General features: G+C 45.6%; 28 protein-coding genes and 5 pseudogenes. 10 read left to right on the forward strand and 23 right to left on the reverse strand.

Features of this window, described 5'->3' with window-relative positions; genetic code table 11:
* Positions 1-102: 102 nt before the first annotated feature.
* The 7 genes and pseudogenes from RS881_RS05285 to RS881_RS05310 form a co-directional block, all read right to left on the reverse strand.
* A complete protein-coding gene (locus RS881_RS05285; RefSeq protein WP_315820110.1) occupies positions 103-1,170 on the reverse strand; it encodes an excinuclease ABC subunit UvrC in 1,068 nt (355 codons plus the stop codon).
* A 2-nt stretch (positions 1,171-1,172) separates the two neighbouring features.
* Positions 1,173-1,388 carry a hypothetical protein gene (locus RS881_RS05290; RefSeq protein ID WP_315820111.1) on the reverse strand — a complete coding sequence of 72 codons (216 nt, stop codon included), beginning with the start codon at positions 1,386-1,388 and terminating at the stop codon, positions 1,173-1,175.
* Positions 1,389-1,519: 131 nt separating this feature from the next.
* Positions 1,520-1,741 (reverse strand): annotated as a pseudogene (locus RS881_RS62530) (hypothetical protein); the annotation flags it as partial.
* Positions 1,690-1,938, reverse strand: coding sequence for a GIY-YIG nuclease family protein (locus RS881_RS05295; protein ID WP_315820112.1), 249 nt, complete (start codon positions 1,936-1,938; stop codon positions 1,690-1,692). The pseudogene RS881_RS62530 and the gene RS881_RS05295, both read right to left, overlap by 52 nt.
* Before the next feature lie 176 nt (positions 1,939-2,114).
* Complete coding sequence (locus tag RS881_RS05300) at positions 2,115-2,426, reverse strand: hypothetical protein (protein ID WP_315820113.1); 312 nt, start codon at positions 2,424-2,426, stop codon at positions 2,115-2,117.
* Positions 2,427-2,777: 351 nt separating this feature from the next.
* Positions 2,778-3,992, reverse strand: coding sequence for a hypothetical protein (locus RS881_RS05305; protein WP_315820114.1), 1,215 nt, complete (start codon positions 3,990-3,992; stop codon positions 2,778-2,780).
* 366 nt (positions 3,993-4,358) lie between these two features.
* A complete protein-coding gene (locus RS881_RS05310) occupies positions 4,359-4,973 on the reverse strand; it encodes an RNA polymerase sigma factor (RefSeq protein ID WP_315820115.1) in 615 nt (204 codons plus the stop codon).
* Between the two features lie 36 nt (positions 4,974-5,009).
* Between RS881_RS05310 and RS881_RS05315 the strand changes: the two genes are divergently transcribed.
* Positions 5,010-5,258, forward strand: a complete 249-nt coding sequence (locus RS881_RS05315) for a hypothetical protein (protein WP_315820116.1) — start codon at positions 5,010-5,012, stop codon at positions 5,256-5,258.
* A gap of 154 nt (positions 5,259-5,412) precedes the next feature.
* On the opposite strand, the pseudogene gpmI reads toward RS881_RS05315, so the two are convergent.
* The 3 genes and pseudogenes from gpmI to RS881_RS59060 all read right to left on the reverse strand — a co-directional run.
* Positions 5,413-6,512: pseudogene (gene gpmI / locus RS881_RS05320) on the reverse strand (2,3-bisphosphoglycerate-independent phosphoglycerate mutase).
* Complete coding sequence (locus RS881_RS59055; RefSeq protein WP_315820117.1) at positions 6,491-6,667, reverse strand: hypothetical protein; 177 nt, start codon at positions 6,665-6,667, stop codon at positions 6,491-6,493. Before RS881_RS59055 ends, gpmI begins: the two are co-directional and overlap by 22 nt.
* 9 nt (positions 6,668-6,676) lie before the next feature.
* A pseudogene (locus RS881_RS59060) lies at positions 6,677-6,769 on the reverse strand (hypothetical protein); the annotation flags it as partial.
* Between the two features lie 204 nt (positions 6,770-6,973).
* On the opposite strand from RS881_RS59060, the gene RS881_RS05335 reads away from it, so the two are divergent.
* The 4 genes from RS881_RS05335 to RS881_RS05350 all read left to right on the forward strand — a co-directional run bounded on the left by RS881_RS05335 (position 6,974) and on the right by RS881_RS05350 (position 8,833).
* A complete protein-coding gene (locus RS881_RS05335; protein WP_315820118.1) occupies positions 6,974-7,312 on the forward strand; it encodes a DUF4783 domain-containing protein in 339 nt (112 codons plus the stop codon).
* A gap of 223 nt (positions 7,313-7,535) precedes the next feature.
* Positions 7,536-8,390, forward strand: coding sequence for a carboxylating nicotinate-nucleotide diphosphorylase (gene nadC, locus RS881_RS05340; RefSeq protein WP_315820119.1), 855 nt, complete (start codon positions 7,536-7,538; stop codon positions 8,388-8,390).
* A 195-nt stretch (positions 8,391-8,585) separates the two neighbouring features.
* The gene (locus RS881_RS05345; protein WP_315820120.1) at positions 8,586-8,741 is read left to right on the forward strand and encodes a hypothetical protein; all 156 of its coding nucleotides are present in this window, start codon (positions 8,586-8,588) and stop codon (positions 8,739-8,741) included.
* Entirely contained in the window at positions 8,738-8,833 is a 96-nt protein-coding gene (locus tag RS881_RS05350; RefSeq protein ID WP_315820121.1) for a hypothetical protein, read from the forward strand. Before RS881_RS05345 ends, RS881_RS05350 begins: the two co-directional genes overlap by 4 nt.
* Before the next feature lie 164 nt (positions 8,834-8,997).
* Here RS881_RS05350 and RS881_RS05355 read toward each other — a convergent pair whose 3' ends face one another.
* The 3 genes and pseudogenes from RS881_RS05355 to RS881_RS59065 form a co-directional block, all read right to left on the reverse strand.
* Positions 8,998-9,435 carry a (4Fe-4S)-binding protein gene (locus tag RS881_RS05355; RefSeq protein ID WP_315820122.1) on the reverse strand — a complete coding sequence of 146 codons (438 nt, stop codon included), beginning with the start codon at positions 9,433-9,435 and terminating at the stop codon, positions 8,998-9,000.
* Between the two features lie 278 nt (positions 9,436-9,713).
* Positions 9,714-9,977: a hypothetical protein gene (locus tag RS881_RS05360; protein WP_315820123.1), complete on the reverse strand. Its 264-nt coding sequence runs from the start codon at positions 9,975-9,977 to the stop codon at positions 9,714-9,716.
* A gap of 11 nt (positions 9,978-9,988) precedes the next feature.
* A pseudogene (locus RS881_RS59065) lies at positions 9,989-10,886 on the reverse strand (isocitrate/isopropylmalate dehydrogenase family protein).
* 424 nt (positions 10,887-11,310) lie between these two features.
* Between RS881_RS59065 and apaG the strand changes: the two are divergent.
* Positions 11,311-11,610 carry a Co2+/Mg2+ efflux facilitator ApaG/CorD gene (gene apaG, locus RS881_RS05380; RefSeq protein WP_315820127.1) on the forward strand — a complete coding sequence of 100 codons (300 nt, stop codon included), beginning with the start codon at positions 11,311-11,313 and terminating at the stop codon, positions 11,608-11,610.
* A gap of 196 nt (positions 11,611-11,806) precedes the next feature.
* On the opposite strand, the gene RS881_RS05385 is transcribed toward apaG, so the two are convergent.
* The 5 genes from RS881_RS05385 to RS881_RS05405 all read right to left on the reverse strand — a co-directional run bounded on the left by RS881_RS05385 (position 11,807) and on the right by RS881_RS05405 (position 15,671).
* Positions 11,807-13,300: an OPT family oligopeptide transporter gene (locus RS881_RS05385; protein ID WP_315820128.1), complete on the reverse strand. Its 1,494-nt coding sequence runs from the start codon at positions 13,298-13,300 to the stop codon at positions 11,807-11,809.
* A complete protein-coding gene (locus RS881_RS05390) occupies positions 13,276-13,866 on the reverse strand; it encodes an OPT/YSL family transporter (protein WP_315820129.1) in 591 nt (196 codons plus the stop codon). Before RS881_RS05390 ends, RS881_RS05385 begins: the two co-directional genes overlap by 25 nt.
* A gap of 80 nt (positions 13,867-13,946) precedes the next feature.
* A complete protein-coding gene (locus tag RS881_RS05395; protein WP_315820130.1) occupies positions 13,947-14,330 on the reverse strand; it encodes a POT-type proton-dependent oligopeptide transporter in 384 nt (127 codons plus the stop codon).
* Complete coding sequence (locus RS881_RS05400; RefSeq protein ID WP_315820131.1) at positions 14,278-14,841, reverse strand: MFS transporter; 564 nt, start codon at positions 14,839-14,841, stop codon at positions 14,278-14,280. Before RS881_RS05400 ends, RS881_RS05395 begins: the two co-directional genes overlap by 53 nt.
* The gene (locus RS881_RS05405) at positions 14,832-15,671 is read right to left on the reverse strand and encodes a peptide MFS transporter (RefSeq protein WP_315820132.1); all 840 of its coding nucleotides are present in this window, start codon (positions 15,669-15,671) and stop codon (positions 14,832-14,834) included. The genes RS881_RS05400 and RS881_RS05405 overlap by 10 nt, the downstream gene beginning before the upstream one ends.
* Before the next feature lie 190 nt (positions 15,672-15,861).
* Between RS881_RS05405 and purD the strand changes: the two are divergent.
* The 4 genes and pseudogenes from purD to RS881_RS05425 form a co-directional block, all read left to right on the forward strand.
* Positions 15,862-16,697 (forward strand): annotated as a pseudogene (purD, locus tag RS881_RS05410) (phosphoribosylamine--glycine ligase); the annotation flags it as partial.
* A gap of 174 nt (positions 16,698-16,871) precedes the next feature.
* Positions 16,872-17,144 carry a phosphoribosylglycinamide synthetase C domain-containing protein gene (locus tag RS881_RS05415; RefSeq protein ID WP_315824365.1) on the forward strand — a complete coding sequence of 91 codons (273 nt, stop codon included), beginning with the start codon at positions 16,872-16,874 and terminating at the stop codon, positions 17,142-17,144.
* A 111-nt stretch (positions 17,145-17,255) separates the two neighbouring features.
* A complete protein-coding gene (locus RS881_RS05420) occupies positions 17,256-18,008 on the forward strand; it encodes a tryptophan 2,3-dioxygenase family protein (protein ID WP_315820133.1) in 753 nt (250 codons plus the stop codon).
* Positions 17,960-18,187, forward strand: a complete 228-nt coding sequence (locus tag RS881_RS05425) for a tryptophan 2,3-dioxygenase family protein (protein ID WP_315820134.1) — start codon at positions 17,960-17,962, stop codon at positions 18,185-18,187. The genes RS881_RS05420 and RS881_RS05425 overlap by 49 nt, the downstream gene beginning before the upstream one ends.
* Before the next feature lie 420 nt (positions 18,188-18,607).
* Here RS881_RS05425 and RS881_RS05430 read toward each other — a convergent pair whose 3' ends face one another.
* From RS881_RS05430 to RS881_RS05450, 5 genes are read right to left on the reverse strand one after another with little or no spacing between them, the layout of a single operon-like run.
* Positions 18,608-18,880: a transketolase C-terminal domain-containing protein gene (locus RS881_RS05430; RefSeq protein ID WP_315820135.1), complete on the reverse strand. Its 273-nt coding sequence runs from the start codon at positions 18,878-18,880 to the stop codon at positions 18,608-18,610.
* Positions 18,871-19,620, reverse strand: coding sequence for a transketolase family protein (locus tag RS881_RS05435; protein WP_315820136.1), 750 nt, complete (start codon positions 19,618-19,620; stop codon positions 18,871-18,873). Before RS881_RS05435 ends, RS881_RS05430 begins: the two co-directional genes overlap by 10 nt.
* A 43-nt stretch (positions 19,621-19,663) precedes the next feature.
* Positions 19,664-20,251, reverse strand: a complete 588-nt coding sequence (locus RS881_RS05440; protein ID WP_315820137.1) for an NAD-dependent epimerase/dehydratase family protein — start codon at positions 20,249-20,251, stop codon at positions 19,664-19,666.
* The gene (locus RS881_RS05445; protein WP_315824366.1) at positions 20,152-20,577 is read right to left on the reverse strand and encodes a GDP-mannose 4,6-dehydratase; all 426 of its coding nucleotides are present in this window, start codon (positions 20,575-20,577) and stop codon (positions 20,152-20,154) included. Before RS881_RS05445 ends, RS881_RS05440 begins: the two co-directional genes overlap by 100 nt.
* Complete coding sequence (locus RS881_RS05450) at positions 20,574-20,717, reverse strand: NAD-dependent epimerase/dehydratase family protein (protein WP_315820138.1); 144 nt, start codon at positions 20,715-20,717, stop codon at positions 20,574-20,576. The genes RS881_RS05445 and RS881_RS05450 overlap by 4 nt, the downstream gene beginning before the upstream one ends.
* Positions 20,718-20,904: the final 187 nt, after the last annotated feature.

Consider the following 20,904-nt stretch of genomic DNA (forward strand, 5'->3'; position numbering starts at 1 on the left):
GCCTTCTTTGTCTGGACCATGATTGGTGGGATTTTTAGGATCAGGAATGCATTAATTTTTAGCAGGCTGCTTCGCTACTATTTAAGGTAAAGGTGTTGGCTGCTAAGGGTTCAAAGGCGGGGTATCAGTAGGCTGGTTGGTGCCGGAAAAATGATCCCGAATGAGCCTGGCTTTGGAGGCGCCAACAGATTTTATCAATTCTTCTTCGGGTAGTTCCTTGATACGTTTTACCGATTTAAACTCCTTCAGCAGCTGATCGGCAGTGTTTTTGCCGATGCCTTTGATCTGCTCCAATTCATTTTTAAAGGTGCCTTTGCTGCGTTTCTGGCGGTGGAAAGTGATGCCAAACCGGTGTACTTCATCGCGGATGCGGCGAATCAATTTGAGGCTTTCACTATTATAGGGGAGTTTTACAGATTCCTGGTCGCCAGGGAAAAAGATCTCCTCTTCATTTTTGGCCAATCCTACCAGGGTCATGGTACCTTGTAGGCCCAATTCCTCAATACTTTCCAGGGCGGCGCCCAACTGGCCCTTGCCACCATCGATAATCACCAATTGGGGGAAGGATTGGTTTTCGTCCTGCAATCTTTTATACCGCCTGTATACTACCTCTTTCATGGTGGCAAAGTCGTTGATGCCTTGTACGGTCTTCACATTATAATGACGGTAGTCTTTTTTGCTGGGGATGCCATCTTTGAAACAAACCATGGCCGAAACAGGATAGCTACCCTGGAAGTTGGAGTTATCGAAACATTCAATATGGATGGGGGCTTCGGACAACTGTAGGTCTTCCTGCAATTGGTACAATACTTCTTTGCGTTCCCAATCGTCCTTACCTTCCAGGCGCAGGATCTTTTTCCGCTTTAGTTCTTCTTTAAAATAGTTGACATTCTTCTCCGACAGTTCAAGTAGTTTCTTTTTATCGCCTCCTTTGGGAATGGTAAGGATAATATTGGTTTCGGAATATTCCACCTCAAATGGCACTACGATCTCATGGGCCAGGCTATTGAAGGTGCTGCGTAGCTGGGCAATGGCAAAAGACAATACTTCCTCATCTGGTTCATCCAGGTGGGTTTCCAATTGGGAGGTATGGGTTTGAACGATGGTGCCATTTTCGACCATCAGGTAGTTGACGTAGGCTTGATCGCCATCGCGCAACAGGGAAAACACGTCTACATTGGTGAGCCTGTTGGTGGTGATGATGGATTTGGCCTGGTATTGTTCGAGGTGGTCCAGTTTTTACGGATGATCTCGGCCCGTTCAAAGGCCAGTTGAGAAGCAGCGGCTTTCATTTCCTCTTTAAAATGCTGGATAACTGGGGTAAGATTGCCTTTCAGGATATTCCTGATCTGTTGAAGGCCATCGCGGTAATCTTCGGCAGTTTGCAATCCTTCACAGGGGCCTTTACAATTGCCCAGGTGGTATTCCAGGCATACTTTGAATTTTTCTTTTGTATGTTGTTATCAGTAAGGTTGAGTTTACAGGTGCGCAAGGGGATATTGTTGCGAATAAAAGCAAGCAGTTCCCGTACCCTACCCACTGAGGTGAAAGGACCCAGGTATTCGGACCCATCGGCTATTACGGTACGGGTAAGGAAAATTCGGGGAAAGGGTTCTTTCTTAATAACGATATAGGGATAGGTCTTATCGTCTTTAAGGTTGATATTGTACCGGGGCTGAAACTGTTTGATCAGGAATTTTCCAGCAAAAAGGCATCCTGCTCGGAATCTACAATGGTAAATTCGATGTGATGAATGCGCTGTACCAGCTCATGGGTTTTATAGGAGGTAAAGGTCTTGACAAAGTAAGAACTCACTCGTTTACGCAGACTTTTGGCTTTACCTACATATAAGAGGGTATTCTGTGCATCGTAGTATTTGTAAATACCTGGGTTGACCGGGATGGTATGTGCAATATGTTGAAATTCCTGTGCCGTCATAGCTGATCTGCCACGCCTTAGGGCAGGGTGCAAATTAGTGAATAGAATCACAGATTACGCGGATTGAGAATGCGGATTACACAGATTTTTGGAGATTTTGCGAACAGGGTGTTTACTGATTAAGCTCATAAATATGGATTGCGTTGGTTAATCCTCGAAATGCTCAGGATCCCATATCAGTTTTTCAATGCTGGTGGTGGAGGGGCCCTTTTAGGCTGGCGGATTGTAATAATATAGCAATATTGGCGGATTTTCCAGGTGAGCTTTTGTTGTAGGAGGGTATCGCCTGCCATGGATTGTTTTTCCAGGTAAATCCTGCTTACCTGGTGGCGACCTGAGGAAGTGGGAGTGATATAGGCCACCACATTACGCAAGGCAATGTCAGCATAATTAGGGGTGTATATAAACTGTATCTGCCCGGTGGTTTCGTCTATGATGGAGTTTTCGGTAAAGGACCGGCGGAAGGAGGTGGCTTCCAGTTCAGGCAATAAGAAGGCTGCGGCGGCCTGGCGAAATTCGGCTGGTTTTATAAACAGGGAGTCGGTTTTATCCCTGAGGGTGCTTTTTTAAGGATACCACCCGCAAAGGAGTCCACACGTGTCAGATCCTGACAGAGGAGGTCTAGTAAGGGTATATAAGCTGTGGTAGAATCCTGGGAGGTGGAATCTGTACCCGATGGCTGGGTATTGCTGGCCGGCTGGCTATTGTTGTTTTTACAAGAGATGATAAGCAGTATAACAAATAAGGCCGGGAATAACTTCATGTTTGGTAAATAGATGAAAAATGAAAGGCTGCTGTTGTGTATAACGGCAGCTTTTCACCATAATTGTGTATATACCTTAGCGGATAGTTTTGGTTACGGCTATCTTAATACCATATTCCATCAGGTATTCCCGGATGGGGTATTCTTTAACATAGCTGGAAAAGAGCTGATAGCGGAACTGGGGCCCCACTTGCCATTTAAGATCGCCTGATTTATAGGCGAGGTAAATTTCTGCACCGGTATTAAGGTTCCATCGTCTTACGAGGGAGGGTTCTTTGGTATAGTTCTTATAGTCGGTAGTGATCAGGTAAGTTTGCCGGTTGATCAGGTAGGTAGGCTGTACTGTTCCTGCCATTCCTATCTGTATTTTGCCTGCGCCCAGGACGCGTAGTTCAAATCCTACGGGTAGGGAGAGTTGGAAGTATTGGTTTTGTAAGTTTTCAGATACATCACCGCCAAAGTTACGGATGCGGGTATAGTTGGTCAGAGAATCGTTTCCCCGGCCATTTGAATTGTTCAATGCAATGGTGGCTACATCGGAAGCATAGGAGCCATAAGCCTGGATGGCATAGCGGGAATAATTAAACTGAACGCCGGCCTTCACCTGGAAATCCTTGTTCAGGGCATACAGAAAATGAGAGCCAAGTTCAAAACCCAGGGCAGGTTTATGATTGACCAGTTTATTGGGGTCGCCTGCTACATTTTGGGCAATGGGTACATTTTTGATATCAGAGGGAATGGAAGCATCGCTACCAATCAATTTCCGGTAGTTCATGGTAGGGGCAAAAGCCAGTTGCCAGCTCAAACGCTTCATTTTGGGAACAGTGAGATTGTATACTGCAAATTGCTGTAGCCAATTGATCCTTGCTTCGTCTTCGGCAGCGCCTGGATCAGGGATAACTGCTTTTGGTGCAATGGCTGTTTTTTGTTCGGCTTCAGGCGGAGCAGCCAATGAAGGCTCACTAAAGATGATCAGTGGCGTATTTTCAATAGAAGCCCTGATGTTGTTATCATGTGCCGGGATGACGGCAGTGAGCCGGTCGGCTAATAATGTTTTGGCGGATGGTGTTTTGCCAGAACGCCCAGTGGGTTCTTCGGCCTCGTTATCGGTATTATCTTTATTGGCTTCAGCTTTGGCGTCGATGTTCTGAATGGTAACGATGGTAGGCACCATGCTGTTGGTTGTTTCTTCTGTAGTGAACTTTTCAGGATTCAATACAAAAGAGCGTGGTGCACCTGTTTGATTGCTGTGTGCATCGCGCTGGGTTACCTGGGCGTAGAATGGAACCACCACTGCAGGTTTGCCAGTATTGTTGGTGCTTTTATTGGATGCGGCGATCTGAGTGGCAGGGTTGTTATTGGCAGAAGGTTTTTATTATCAGATGATGGAGTGAACAATTGAACGATGGCGTAATAACTGATACCGGAAACAAAAATGAGGAAACTAAGCCAGTACCATTTTTGCGGGTATGCAATGAACGGTTGATTCCCTTCCACACCTGGTCGGAAGGATACATTTTGTATTGATCAGCTTTTTGCTTTATCAGCTCGTCAAATTCATCAATATAGTAACCGCGCTCCATAATCGTTGGTGTTTGTACGGGTATGTGTTTTTCAAAGGATTAGTTTCATAGCAACAATCAGGGTATTTAAACTATCACTGTCCCGAGGCCATTCCAAGCCAGCTGATCTTTTCTTTAGGCTTTTGGATGATTTTCTTTTTAACCAGTATATCTTCCAGCATTTGCCGGGCTCTTGTATATTGGGAGCGGCTGGTGCTTTCTTCTATGTCGAGCATTTCTGCGATCTCTTTGTGCGAATATCCTTCTACAGCATATAAGTTCAATACGGTGCGGTATCCTATGGGCAAGATGCGGATGCATTCAACAACCTGCTTGGCCTGTACAATGGACGGGACAGATTCTTCCCGTACCTGGATAGTGGTGGCGTGAATAATATCCACACTTTCATTAAACTTCTTATTTTTCTTTAGGTGGTTGATGCAGGTATGAACAATGATCCGGCGTATCCAGCCTTCAAAAGCGCCTTTATTTTGGAAGGTGTGAATTTGTGAGAATACTTTGATAAAACCTTCCTGCAACATATCCTCTGCATCCTCCCGGTTGTGGGCAAACCTGTAACAAACAGACAACATCTTTGGGCTATACCGTTGGTACAATTCCCGTTGGGCAGTTGTATTGTTTTGTAAACAGCCTTGTAAAATGGCGTCTTCGGTCATATAAACCGTTTGGTTGCCCTGTAATTTAGACAATTTCCAGCAGTAAAAGCTGCGTACCGTGGAAAAATAATGCTGGTCAAGATTGATTTTGACTTGTATCAGCAGCGGATCTTGGTGGTGGTAGAATGCCGCATTACCGGAACAAGTTATGGATCGGTAATTGGAATGGGAGCCTGCCTATTGGTTGGTATGTGCTGGGTGCGGGGTGAGGGTGATTCAGGCGATAGGTTCCCAGATGGACGGGGAAGATTGATGCTGTGCAACTTATCCAGGGCCGAAATTACCTCCCTGCCTGCTTTTGACAGGAGCTATGGGTGAAAGCAAAGCCCCGGATTCCGGGGCCTTGCTTTTATTTTGGCGGTTGTATTTGATGGGAAATTATCCGATCAATACTTCTCCGGTCATTTCAGGTGGAATGGGAGGCCCATTTTCGTGAGGATGGTAGGTGCCAGATCGCCCAGCTTTCCAGGCTTTACAGTGCCTTTCCAGTCCTTATCGATGATAAAGAGGGGTACCAGGTTGAGCGTATGGGCTGTATTGGGGTACCATCTTCATTGACCATAAAATCGGCATTGCCATGGTCGGCCGTCAGGAAAACGGTATATCCATGGTCCAGGGCGGCGGTCACTACACGCTCCACGCATTTGTCGACTGTTTGTACGGCCTTAATGGCGGCTTCCCAAATACCTGTATGGCCCACCATATCGGCATTGGCATAGTTGAGGCAAATGAAATCGGCTGTTTCTTTTTCAATTTCCGGAACAATGGCATCGGTAAGCTCATTGGCGCTCATCTCTGGCTGGAGATCATAGGTAGCCACCTTGGGCGAGGGGATCATGATGCGACGTTCTCCTTCAAATGGAACTTCGCGGCCACCACTGAAGAAGAAAGATACGTGGGGATATTTTTCTGTTTCAGCAATACGGATCTGGGTTTTGCCATTGGCTGCTAATATTTCTCCCAGTGTATTATTCAGGTTGTCGTTTTCAAATACCACATGTACGTCCTTAAAGGTTTTGTCATAATCGGTCATGGTGGTATAGTGTAGCGACAGTTTTTTCATACCATGCTCGGGTATATCCGTCTGGGTGAGCACTTGGGTAATCTCCCGGCAACGGTCGGTACGGAAATTAAAGCAGATGGCTGCATCGCGGTCTTTGATCGTAGCCAATGGTTGTTGATCGGGACCAACGATAATTGTGGGTTTGATAAACTCGTCAGTAATATTATGGGCATAAGATTGTTCAACAGCCGCAAGGCCATCGGTAGCTTTTTCACCCTGGCCATTTACAAGTGCGTCATAAGCCAGTTTTACCCTTTCCCAGCGTTTATCACGGTCCATGGCATAGTAACGGCCACTTACGGAGGCTATTTTACCAGTTGTTTTGTTGAGGTGGTCTTGCAGGTCTTTTAAATAACCGAGACCGCTTTTGGGATCTGTATCGCGTCCGTCGGTAAAGGCATGGATGAATACCTCTTTCAATCCTTTTTAGCGCAGAGAGATACAATGGCTTTGAGGTGGAGGGTATGTGAGTGTACGCCGCCATCGCTTACGAGGCCCAGGAGGTGCAGGGGTTTTTATTGTCGAGGGCATATTGTATGGAATTTAACAACTCAGGATTCTTATCAAATGATCCGTCGCGTACGGCCACATTGATTCGTTGTAACTCCTGGTACACAATGCGCCCGGCACCCAGGTTCAGGTGACCCACTTCACTGTTACCCATTTGCCCATCGGGTAATCCTACCGCTTCGCCGCAGGTGACCAGGGTGGTATTTGGGTATTTTGTGTAGAGGGAGCTTACAAATGGAACATGTGCGTTTTGGATAGCATCGGCGTTTTTACTTTACCGAGGCCCCAGCCGTCCATAATTACTAAAATTGCTTTACTAGCTGTCATATAACGATATGATTATGTTAGATTTGTGGAAAAGTCGGGGCAAAGGTAAGTAATACACAGCGTTTAGTATTTTTCAACGTAGACTTACTTTGGCATGTTTTTGGCAATTTTGAAACAGTAAATTGATGCAATTATGAAAAAACATCTGAGGCTGGCGACGATAGCTCTTTCGCTATTCCTGGTCTCATTCACTGCGTTCTACTACTCCATTGATGATGTTGTTGTTGCGATGCGAAGCGGCAATGCCAATCAGCTGTCCCGGTATTTTGACAGCAGGGTAGATATTTCCATGCCCGGAAAAAGTGATAATTACAGTAAAAGCCAGGCTGAAATGATCCTGAAAGATTTTTTTGCCAGCAATAAGGTAAAAAACTTCCAGATCAAACACCGGGGTGAGAATAAGGACGGTTCATTGTTCTGTGTAGGCACTTTGCAAACGAGCAATGGCAATTACCGTACGAAGTTTTTATGAAGCAGAAGGGTGAGCAACAAGTAGTACAGGAAATGGGCTTCGAATTAGTTGAATAAATTCATTGATCCCTGAAAATAGCTGAAGGTTCATAGCAGGAATGCTATGGACCTTTTTATCGCAGATTACGCTAATTGAATACTGATTAAACGGATTGAATACAGGTGTATGTAGTGAAGGCCGGCTGGGGAAAAGTGCGGTGGATCTTTTTTTTTATCTTTGTTTGATGTTAACTTTTGACGAGCAATTGGATATACTCATCAGTTCAGCACTGGCCGAAGATATTGGTGATGGCGATCACTCTACTTTAAGTAGTATTCCTGCTGATACACGTGGAAAAGCCGTATTAAAGATCAAACAGGAGGGGATACTGGCCGGCATGGAGGTGGCTGCAGCGATCTTCCAGTATAAAGAACCTGGCGCGCAATTCACCCCTTTTAAAATAGATGGCGATGCCATGCAGGTTGGCGAAACAGCCTTTGAGGTAATGGCTTCGGTTCATACCATTTTACAGTGTGAACGGCTGGTATTAAATTGTATGCAGCGAATGAGCGGTATTGCAACATTGACCCATACATACAGCTCCAAAATAAAGGACTACCGGACGAAGGTGCTGGATACGAGGAAAACAACCCCCAATTTCCGTTTGCTCGAAAAAGAAGCGGTACGTATTGGTGGTGGGTATAATCACCGGATGGGATTGTATGATATGATCATGCTCAAAGACAATCATATTGATTATGCTGGTGGGTTGGAGAAAGCGATAGAGCGGGCCTGGCAATATGTGCAGGAGGTAAATCCGGCATTAAAAATAGAAGTGGAAACGCGTAACCTGGCCGAGGTGGAAAGGGTAGTGGCGTTTGGAAAAGTTGACCGTATTATGCTGGATAATTTCAATCCGCAGCAATTGGCGGAAGCGTTGAAGTTGATCAATGGTAAAATAGAAACGGAAGCGAGTGGAGGCATTAACCTGGACAATATCGAGTCTTATGCCAAAACAGGGGTGGATTATATAAGCGTTGGGGCGCTGATACACCAGGCAAAGAGCTTGGATTTGAGCTTGAAAGCTGTTATAATTTGAAAATTTGGTGATTTGGAGATTTGATAATTAGCAGTACTGTGCTTGCGAAATGGCGGATAAACTGTATAGAGCGGCGTCTTAAATAATAAATCTCTAAGGCATGAGTAAAAGAATAAGCCCGATAATAAAGGGTTTGTATATAGTACGGACCCCAATTTCCGGTTTGAAGAAGAAGAGGGGGAACAACAAGCTACTTTGCCTCCTGCCCAGCAATTGCTGAAAGTACGATTAGATACCAAGAACCGGGGCGGCAAAGCGGTAACACTTGTACAAGGATTTGTGGGTGTGGAAGAAGACCTGGAAGAGATGGGTAAAAGATCAAGAATTTTTGTGGTACGGGCGGATCGGTGAAGGATTGGGAAGTGATCATCCAGGGCGATCAGCGGGATAAGGTGATGCAGTGGATGCAGAAGAATGGGTATACAAAGGCAAAGAAAATCTAAGCTGTGGACCCCTTGTGCTTTGTGCTAAGGATCGTTACATAGCATCCTTCCCCAATGGTCATTTATGGTTATTTCCTTTTAGTACCTTTTGTCCTTGCTGCCATTTTTAGATGTAGGGCGTTTCTTAGAATTGCAACGATACGCCGGTAAAACGATGGAATACCCTATCCTTCAAAGTTTATTTCCTTATGCCTGCCATCGCAATAGGGCTTGTTGTTGGAGGAGCCACAACGACATAAAGCTACCTTGCCTTTCTTCACTTCCTGGCGGCCATCGGCATGTTGAATGATACACTCGGTATTGAGGAGGTAAGGGCCCCTGGGGCTTACTTCTACTTTGACAATATGCGCGGCTTCGGCTACAGGATCCTTGGTGGTTTCGGCTGCCTCATTCATGTAGTAACTTAAAGCGCCACTGGGACAATGGCGAACCTGATCAATGATACGCTGGGTGGTAGCGCCTTGCATATTGATCCAGGGTCGTTTGGTGGGATCAAATACTTCCTTAAGCCCGTTCCAGCATAATTTGGAATGGATGCATTGTTCGGGCTTCCATACTACGGTTACCTCGTTGTTGGTGTATTTGTGTGTTTGCTTAGGCATGGTGAATAGAATACAGAATTTAGAATACAGTATACAGAATGCTTCCGCGCTTTGCGGATTTCGTCTTGTATGTAAGTTACGATATTTTGAAAGAGTTAAGTGCAGGTGTTTAACCCATAAAAAGGGTCCACAATCTGGTGATTGTAGACCTTTCTATAAAGTATGTTTTATGCTATGTAATTGGGCGTCTTATTGTCCTGCTGCCACACTATAGGCTTTCTTTTCACCCCAGGTGTTGAGCAATTCAGAAGAGCAGATTTTGAAGTTGCCGCTAAGGCTCACATACAGGCCAAGGATATCTTGCTGATTGAGGGTTCGCCATCGAGTGATTCAAAGCGCACATTATATACGTTCACCAGGTTGGTATATACTGATCCGGTTGGCCATACCTGGGTACCGCGGTTACTAATGTTGACCAGCTTGAATTTAACACCTGCATGACGTTGACATTTGGTAGCAATAGACAGGGGTTGTTCATTGCTTTCAATGAACATGTCTACACCCACAATATTTTCATTTACGGATTCTTTGGACTCCATCATGGCATTTTCCTTCAGCTTAAAGGGGTGGGTGTACCAGGCTGATTGGGGAAAACGGGTTTGGGATTGTGTGCCGGTTGTTTGCCAAAGTTGCCGATGATAGCCTCTGCAAATTGGGTGGTATTAACCGATGATTTTGACTTATCGCCAAAGTCGCCGGTATGAACGCCACTTTCGAGGGTATACAGCAAAGCATTTTCAATGATGGCTGCATTTTCTGTCAAGCCCAGGTGTTGCAACATTGATATGCCGCTCAATAATAGGGCCGTAGGGTTGGCAATATTCTTACCAGCAATATCGGGTGCGGTGCCGTGTACGGCTTCAAAGATGGAGATATGATCGCCCACATTGGCCGAAGGAGCAAAACCCAAACCACCTACCAGGCCGGCACAAAGGTCGGAAACGATATCACCCTGGAGGTTAGTGAGTACTACCACGTCAAAAGATCTGGACGGGTAACCATTTTCATACAGAGGTCATCTACAATAATATCATCGGCTTTCAGTTCGGGATATTCTTTGGCAACTTCATAGAAGCATTCAAGGAATAGGCCATCGGTGAGCTTCATGATATTGGCTTTGTGGCCGCAGCTGATGCGTTTGGCTTTTTCTGTTTGGCCATTTCAAAGGCATAGCGGATCACTTGTAAACTACCAGGTTTGGTAATAAAACGACGGCTAAGCGCTACGTCATGCGTGAGCATGTGTTCAATACCACCATAGGTATCTTCGATGTTTTCACGAACAACGGTAATATCAATTGGGATACCTGCTTTGGAGAAAACGGTGTCTACACCATGCAGGGTTTGAAATACTCTTTTATTGGCGAAGGTATTCCAGGTTTTGCGGGCTGTAACGTTTACGCTTTTTACGCCCTTTCCTTTGGGGGTTTCCATGGGCCCTTTGAACAGCATACCGAGGCTTTCAATGGTTTGTTGTGCTTCGGGGTCATACCATTGGAGAAACCTTTATCGAATACCCATTTACCCATTTCAACTACTTCGTACTCGAGAGGAACTTTGTTGGCTTCAAAATTGATAAAACTGCTTCCATGATTTCTGGTCCGATACCATCACCTTTCGCAACTGCTATTTTCATAAGTGAATTATTTAATGTAAATGGGTAATTTTTGAAGAAAACGACTCTAAGCGGGGCAAAATTAGCACCTACAGGCAATAAATGCTATTAAATCTTACCTAATACTACACACGGCCTTTATTTTTGTTTACCTTTAAACGGGCAAACCGATAGTATGGTATCTAAAATCTCCGAGGGAATTGAGATCAGCGTAGAAACTTTCTACCAGCCGGATTACTCAATCCGGTGTCCGGAGAATACATGTTTGCCTACCGCATTACCATTGAAAATCATAATAGTTTCCCCGTAAAGCTCCATCGCCGCCACTGGTACATTGTAGACAGTAATGGAAGTACGCGTGAAGTAGAAGGCGAAGGGGTAGTAGGCGTTCAGCCCTCCCTCCAACCCGGCGAACGGTACCAATATGTAAGTGGTTGCAACCTCCGCAGTGAAATGGGTAAGATGTATGGCATCTACCTCATGGAAAACCTCCACAGCAAGGCACATTTCGAGGTAAACATCCCCGTGTTTGAAATGATTGTTCCGTTTAAGATGAATTAAGATAGTTAAGAGCCCTTTTGCTTCGCGTACCGGCAATCGGAATCTTCCTGCGGAGCAGGACAAGCTTTGCTTTTCGGTGGGGCTCCTTTGACCGTAATAATAAAAGAATGATAAGAGCTATTTAAAATAAAAAGCCACGGACTTTTGAGAAGGTCCGTGGCTTTTTCGTGAAAGGAATATTATTATGATCTTATACTTACGGTTTAGTTGTTGTATCGACCGGGTTCTTTTGCATACCCACTCTGTATAAGATAAAGGCCATGAGGGCAAAGAACACTACACCCATCAGGAAGTATTTATTTTCTCCCATTTTATCTATCAATCCATGTTCCATATTGATCTTTGCCAGTCCTGCACTGATCTTGTCGCTGGAGGAAAGGAATGCTACAATAACACCTGCCAGTGCGCCACCTGCCACCAGGCCGGTAGCAAAGAGGTTGCCTTTACGAAGGTCTTCTTCCTCAGCTGCAACGGCTTCGCCACGTTTCTTGTGTTTATAATCAACAAAACCTCGGATAGCACCACCAATAAAGATAGGCAAAGTGGTAGCCAGGGGCAGGTAAATACCAATGGCAAATGACAGGGCTTTGATACCGCACAATTCCATCATGATGGCAATGGCAACGCCTACGAGTACAAATTGCCAATCGAGGTTAAAGGATAAGATCCCCTTGATGAGGGTGGCCATCAGGGTTCCCTGCGGCGCAGGATATTTATCGGTACCAATGGCGTGGGTAATTCCTTGTTGTACCATTTCTTGTGTTGGCGTATCCAGGATCTTTACAGTAAGACCGATGGCAACAGAAGAAACAATAGCGCCTATAAATAAAGCGATCTGTTGAAACTTCGGTGTGGCGCCTACCAGGTAGCCTGTTTTCAGGTCCTGTGAGGTAGCGCCTGCATTAGCGGCGGCAATGCAAATAAGACCGCCTACTACGAGTGCCATGGGTTCATATACTTTACCGGTCCAACCTACAGCAATGAACACGAGGCAGGTGCCCATGAGGGTGGCAATGGTCATACCACTGATGGGGTTATTGGAAGAGCCGATCAATCCTACAATGCGGGAAGAAACGGTAACAAAGAATGCTCCGAAAATAACCACCAGTATACCGATCAATAATTTGCTGCCAAATCCTGTACCGGGCAGTTGTGGTAAAATGGAGATCAGTGCAATCATCAGCAAACTACCAATACCTACCACTTTCAGGGAAAGGTCGCGGTCGGTACGTTTTACTGCTTCGGTGGAGGCACCACCTTTCAAAGAGCCGAGGCTTCCTTTAAAAGAAGAAATGATGGTAGGGATGGTTTTGATAAGGGTAATGAAACCGCCAGCAGCTACAGCGCCTGCACCTACCTGGCGCACATAGGCGCGGTAGAGGGCGGTAGCGAAATCACCGAAGGTATGGGTGGCCGGATCCCAGGCGCCGGGGCCGCCGGCTTGTGTGATGGAACTGAGGTATCCTAATTTTACCAGTTGAGTAGCTACTACATCGCCGGGTACCAGGGAGGCCAGTAAAGGAATAAATACATACCAGCACAGCACACTACCAGCTACGAGCACACCACCGATCTTAGGGCCTACAATATATCCCACCCCTAAATATTCGGGTGTGATCTCCGCTGCGGTACGGGCTGAAGGAAAATATTTGTTGGTTTGCTGACTTAAATAGCGCGGTGTTTCTGCCACCAGGTGCAGTATTTTTGCAGGAAGGCATAAGCGAAAGCAACACCTAAACCATAGAATGCTGTCTTGGCGAATTCGCCCCCTTTCTCCCCTGCTTTCAGTACAGAAGCGCAAGCAGTACCTTCGGGATAGGGTAAGGTTTCATGTTCTTTTACGATCAATGGTTTCCTTAAAGGGATCATCATTAAGGTGCCGAGGATACCGCCCAATATCGCCAGGATGAGGATGGTGAAGTAGTTAAAATAATCGGCACTATTTTTTTCACTCAGGAATAGGAAGCCTGGTAATGTAAATACCACACCGGCTGCGATGCTTTCGCCGGCACTACCTGTTGTTTGAATGATGTTGTTTTCAAGAATGGTAGTACGCAGGAACAAACGACTGAGTGTAATGGCCATTACCGCAATGGGTATGGATGCCGAAACGGTAAGGCCCGCTTTTAAAGCGAGGTATACGGTGGCTGCACCAAAAATAATTCCAAAGGCCGAACCTACTAGCACCGATTTTAACGTGAACTCAGCCATATTGGTTTCCGGAGAAACAAACGGCTGGAACTTCTTTTCCGCCATAGCGATCTGTTTAAATTAAATCATGTAGTTTTTGACAGTATACAAAAAGAGCCCACGAAGATACGTGAGCTCTTATTAAGCTATTTTACAGTGCCCATGCGTTTCTCCATCCATGAGGAAAGCAAGAAAAGTAGCAAAGCTGCTACGCTGCTCATGATCACAAACAGCATGAAGAAATCATACAGGTTATTGATGGTGAAACCTGCAAATTGGGTTGGACCTTTACTGGGCAACAATGCACCTAATTTGCCACCGAATTTATTAGCCACAGCATTGGATAAGAACCATACGCCCATCAGTACGGAAGTAAAACGGGCAGGGGCCAGTTTATTCACCAGTGAGAGGCCAATGGGTGATAAACACAATTCACCTACGGTATGAAGGAAATATAATCCCAATAACCAAAGCATGCTAACGGAACCGGCAACATCTTTTACGCCATAAGCTATGAGTAAGTAACCCAAAGCGAGGCATAATAAACCCAGTGCTTGTTTTTGGGTGAAGAAGGTTCAATGTTCTTTTGCCCATCCATTGCCAAAGTTGGCTCAGGAACGGTGCTACTAAGATGAGCCACATTGAATTCACGCTATTGAACCAACTGGCGGGAATTTCTTTTAGGTTATAAGGGGTACGCTGAATGTAATGGTAGATAGCCAGTATTATAGCGGCAATAGCCAGGCCTCCAAATACCCTTCTCAGCTCTACGGGTATCAACATGATCCGTTGCAAGAAGTAGTAAAGTACAGCCGCCAATGCCACCAGGAACAAAATTGCTGAGCCCAACTGGGTATTGACAACATAAGCGCGGTTCACGTTTCTTTCGGCAAACAAGGTTAAGGATGATCCGGCCTGTTCAAAGGCGGCCCAGAAGAAGATCACAAAGAAAGCAGAGATGAAGATCACCAATATTCTTCCGCGTTCAGTAGGGGTTAATGAACGATCGAAAATGATCAGGCCGGATACGGCTATCGCCACACTGAAAATAAAGGCGCTGATCCAATCCTGCCCCCCAGGTACATGAATCCAAGGAACAACGCCGCTGCTATACCAGCCCATAAGCCTACCTGGGCCAGGGATGATTGGGTGCTTTCGGGCTTGCGGACTTCGTCCTCTGGCCTAACCATTAGTTTATTGGGCGTAATACCCAGGCCTTTGCCTTCGGGGTCAACAATGTATTTATTTTTAAGCCAGATAAAGGCAAGGGTTCCGACTAACATGGCAAAGCCTGCTGATAGGAATCCCCATTTGAAGACGCCCAAAATGGCTTTACCATTTTCATCATACTGGTTGCCCAACCCGCCACAGATGAGAGGACCAATGAAAGCGCCCAGGTTAATGCCCATATAAAAGATGGTATAGGCCGAGTCTAACCGGCGGTCGCCCTGCGGATACAGTTGGCCTACCAGGGTGGAGATATTTGGTTTGAAAAACCCCATTCCAATGATCAATACGCCAAGCCCCACCCACATGATGGCATGGGCCAAATTGGGGTTGGAGTAATTGGAAGCACTTATAAACATCAGGAATTGGCCTACCGCCATGAGAAAACCGCCTACGATGATAGAGCGGCGGTTGCCCCAAAAACGATCTGCAATGTATCCCCCGAGGATAGGGGTGAGCCATATAAGGCCGGTATAGCTGCCGTACACGCCATCCTGCGCGTATTTATCATTCATTTGCAAGGCATTGACTACATATAATACCAGTAAAGCCCGCATGCCATAGTAACTGAAACGTTCCCACATTTCAGTGAAGAATAATACGAAAAGTCCCTGAGGATGTTTGCCGCTTAAAGGCTGCGCCATATATGTTGGGGGTTGATTTAGCAATTCGTTGTAGGGATAAGATTGGGGGTGGGCATCCGTAGGGGTGACCAGACCCATAGCGGCGTAAAATAGTGATAAATTCTATACAGCCGTCCCAAACACCAATTAAAATTCGCCAATACCCGCGAATCCCCGAAATTCGCAGCGGTTAAAATGTACCATGAACACTATGAATATTTTACTCCTTGGCTCTGGAGGCCGTGAGCATGCACTGGCCTGGAAACTTACACAAAGTCCAAAGTGTCAACAGTTATACATCGCACCGGGCAATGCCGGAACAGCATTGTGCGGCACCAATATTAACATGTCTGTTACGGATTTTAACGCTATCAGGCAATTTGTATTGGACAAGGGAATTGGCTTGGTGCTGGTCGGTCCTGAGGAGCCGTTAGTAAAGGGTATTGTAGACTTGTTCAGGAAAGACAAGGATCTGCAATCCGTTGCCATCATTGGCCCTTCGCAATATGGTGCGCAATTGGAGGGCAGTAAAGCTTTTGCTAAGAAGTTCATGATGCGCCACGAGATACCTACCGCCCGGTATCGTGAATTTGATGCTACGAATTATGAGGAAGGGATACCTTACCTGCAGGAACATGCTCTGCCCATCGTATTGAAAGCAGATGGATTGGCAGCTGGTAAAGGTGTATTGATCTGTCATTCGCATGTAGAAGCGATGGCCGAATTTGAGCTGATGTTGCAGCAAAGTAAGTTTGGAGATGCCGGTAAAAAGTAGTGGTAGAAGAATTTCTGGATGGTATTGAACTAAGTGTATTTGTAGTAACGGATGGCAAAAATTATGTGTTGCTGCCGGAAGCGAAAGACTATAAGCGTATTGGCGAAGGAGATACGGGATTGAATACGGGAGGAATGGGAGCGGTGAGTCCGGTACCTTTTGCAGATGATGCTTTTATGAAGAAGGTGATTGAAAAAGTGGTTGAGCCCACTGTAAAGGGTATTGAAAAGGAAAATATTGACTATAAAGGGTTCGTATTTGTAGGGCTTATAAAGGTAGGAGATGAACCAATGGTCATTGAATACAATTGCCGTATGGGTGATCCGGAAACAGAAGTAGTGATGCCACGATTGAAAACAGACCTGGTTGACCTGTTAATGGCAACAGCAACAGGAAAGCTGGATAGCATCCGGATTGAAAAAGATGATCGTGCTGCCTGTACCGTTATGGCGGTTAGTGGTGGATATCCGGGATCATATGAAAAGGGTTACCCGATCAATGGGTTGAACCAATCCTTCCCGGCTGATAGTATGGTATTTCATGCGGGTACAGTGCCTGTAGAAAATGAAGTGCTGACGAGCGGTGGAAGGGTATTGTGTGTAACTTCCTTCGACCATACGATCAGTGGAGCTGTCAATAAATCAAAGAAGGTATTGCAGCAGATCAGTTTTGAAGATATGTATTACAGGAAGGATATTGGATATGAGTTTAGTGAATAGTGAATCGATTGCTTTGAAAACGTCAGCAATCGGTAATTCCTTTGCTAGGATAGTGGATTACTTCTTTTGGTTGGAATAACAGAAAGTAAAAGTCCATATAATAAGATACACATGGCCCATCAGGATGTACATTACAGCGATTACTTGCAGTTGGATAAGATACTGGGAGCGCAGTTGCCGGAAAGTGAAAAGTTACAGCAACCTGCTCATGATGAAATGTTGTTCATCATTATTCACCAGGCTTATGAACTTTGGTTCAAACAATTGTTGTATGAAGTAGATTCTGTGGCTGGTATTATGAAGAAGCCTTCGGTGAATGATAACTCACCGGAATTGCAAACAGTAGTGCATCGCTTATCCCGCATGGTATCTATCCTCAAAGTGCTGGTGCAGCAGATCGATATCATGGAAACGATGACGCCAATGGACTTCCTTGATTTTCGTGATATGTTGCGGCCCGCTTCGGGATTTCAAAGTTGGCAATTCAAGATACTGGAAGCTAAGTTGGGTTTGAAATATCAACATCGTTTTGGTCAGCAATATTATGTTTCGCAATTGCGACAGGAACAGGTAGACCTCATCAGGCAAGTGGAATCGGAAAGGTCGTTTATTGAATTGCTGAATGACTGGTTGGAGCGGATGCCTTTTGTGGATGAAGCGAAAAATTTCTGGAACGATTACCGGCATATTTACATAACCAGCCTGGCCACTGCCGAACAGGAGAACCAGGCTTTCTTTGATGGGGTATTTGATGATGCTTCTGTCAATGAGGAAAGAAGATTGAGCCCCGGGCCTGCCGGGCGGCTTTGTTTATCATGTTGTACCGGGGATACCCCATTCTACAGCTTCCCTTTCAATTGCTGAATAACCTGCTGGAGATCGATGAGCAGCTGAGTACCTGGCGTTACCGCCACATGAATATGGTGCACCGTATGATCGGTACTCGTATTGGCACTGGCGGCAGTACAGGCCGCGATTACCTCAAAGGGGCTTTGGATAAACATTACATTTTCGCAGAAATAGCCCGTCTTACCAGCTTTTAATAGAGCGGAGAAAACTGCCTGCCCTCCATCCCGAATTGGAGGGAAAGCTGGGCTTTATGCATGGCTAATAGCCTGGATATTCTCTACGTATTCTACTGGAATAGCCTGAACACCCGCTCCCGGCTAGCTAGTCGCTATGCTGTACCTGGTGGTTATGTAGGGTGTGTTTAGTGGGTATTATATGGGTGGTATGTGGATCATCCTACCATGATCTTAGGGTTTGGTTCTCATCAGGTCCTCGTCAGGTCCTCTGTATGTCCTCTACAGGTCCTCGTCAGCTATTTCATATGGTTGTATTTTATAATATCTATTAGGTTGGAGAACAAAAAGTAGCTGATTGGTACCAGGCAATAAAAAGCCCCGGTTTTTAACCGGGGCCTGCAATATGGGTTAAACCCTGGAAGGGTTATTTACGTTTTATTACTTTCTGGGCTGCTTCCACGACATGTGGTGTAGACAGGCCATATTTTCCAGCAATTGGGTAGGGGTACCACTTTCGCCAAAGGTATCGTTGGTGCCCACATACTCAATAGGGATGGGCAGGTTGCGGGCAGCTACCTGTGCAATGGAATCGCCCAGGCCACCAATGATGTTGTGCTCTTCGACAGTAACAGCGCATTTGGTTTTGCTGATGGATTTGATCACTGCTTCGGTGTCCAGTGGCTTAATGGTGTGGATGTTGATCACTTCCACGCTGATGCCTTTTCCTGGAGGATCACGCCGGCTTCAATGGCTTTCCATACCATGTGACCACAAGCGAAGATGGAAACATCGGTACCTTCGGAGAATACCTGTGCTTTACCAATCACAAAGTCTTCTACCTTGGTAAAAATGGGCCATACAGGACGACCAAAACGGAGGTATACAGGACCCTGGTAATCGGCAATGGCCAGGGTAGCTGCTTTGGTTTGGTTATAGTCGCAAGGCACGATCACGGTCATGCCGGGCAACATTTTCATCATACCAATATCTTCCAATATCTGGTGGGTAGCGCCATCTTCTCCCAGGGTTAAACCGGCATGAGAAGCGCATATTTTTACATTCTTTCCGGAATAGGCTACTGACTGACGGATCTGGTCATAAACACGGCCAGTAGAGAAATTGGCAAAAGTAGTGGTGTAAGGAATTTTACCGCCAATGGTTAATCCGGCAGCAATGCCAATCATATTGGCTTCGGCAATACCGCACTGAACGAAACGCTCAGGGAATTCTTTAATGAATTGATTGAGTTTTAACGAGCCTGCCAGGTCGGCTGTTAAGGCTACGATATTGGGATTTTTGCGGGCAGCTTCTGCAATGCCATCGCCAAATCCACTTCTTGTATCTTTTGCCCGGTGGGCTGTATCTCTTTCAGCATGATCAAAATTTGGTGGTGCAAATATAAGTCCGAAAAGTCGGAAAGTCCGGAAGTCCGAAAATACATTATTGTGCAAAGTGTCTCCTTCTTTCGGACTTACTGACTGGCGGTCTTCCGGTCTAATTTAAATCTGCGGGTTTGCTCTGGTAGAATTTTTCGTCGGTTTTGAGACGCTGCTCCCATTTCCAGGCGGTAAGGAGCATATCTTCCAGGGAATATTTTAATTTCCATCCCAGGGTTTTCACTGCAAAGTCATTATTGGCATAAATGGCTATTACATCACCGGGGCGGCGAGGGCCTATTACATAATTGAGGTGTACACCGCTTACTTTTTCAAAAGTTTTAATGGCTTCCAGTACGGTAAAGCCATTGCCACTGCCCAGGTTAAACACCTCACAGCGTTTGGTGCTTTTGCCTTCTTCCAGGAATTGGATGGCCAGGGTATGGGCATGGGCGATATCGCTTACATGGATAAAATCGCGTACGCAGGAGCCATCACGGGTATCATAATCATCGCCATAAACCTGCATCAAAGGCAGTTTGCCAATGGCAGTTTGGGTAATGGCGGGTACCAGGTTGGCGGGTTTGCCAATAGGCAGTTCACCAATTAAGATAGAGGGGTGGGCGCCAACTGGGTTAAAATAGCGCAATAACACACATTGTGCGGCATTGGCTTTGGAAAATTCATTGATGATCTGCTCACCCATTTGCTTGGTATACCCATACGGCGATTCTGCTGGTTTGGGGGCGTCATTTCGGTTACCGGTATCTTATCGGGGTTGCCGTATACGGTACAGGAGGAAGAGAATACAAAATGGGGAATGTTGAACTCCTGCACGCATTTGAGCAGGTTGATGAGCGATACCAGGTTGTTCTCAAAATACATTAGGGGCTGCTCCACGGACTCTCCTACCGCTTTATAGGCAGCGAAATGAATGATGCCTGATATGTCTTCATTTTCCTGGAAAATGGCAAACGTATCATCAAAATTGCAAAGGTCTACCTTATAGTTTTTGATCCTTTTGCCGGTTATTTTTCAATGCCTTCAAAAATGCGGGGTGTGGAACGTGAGTTATTATCAACTGAAATAACCTCATATCCGTTTTCTACCAGGTCTACTATGGTATGTGAACCGATGTAGCCACATCCGCCTGTAACAAGAATTTTACTCATCGTATGTGAATGGTGAGTGGTCAATGATCAATGCTGCCTGAGTAAGCAGGAATCGCGTCATCTGACAGAGCCTTGAATTATCAAAGACCAGGTTGAAAATTGTTTTACTAAAATAGTTCTATTAAACTCCTGTAAGGGGTACGGTATTGTTCAGGAAGTGAATTCGACCGCAAATTAGGATTAATCA

This window comes from Paraflavitalea speifideaquila (assembly GCF_032395985.1).
In the GTDB taxonomy this organism is placed as follows: Bacteria; Bacteroidota; Bacteroidia; order Chitinophagales; family Chitinophagaceae; genus Paraflavitalea; species Paraflavitalea speifideaquila.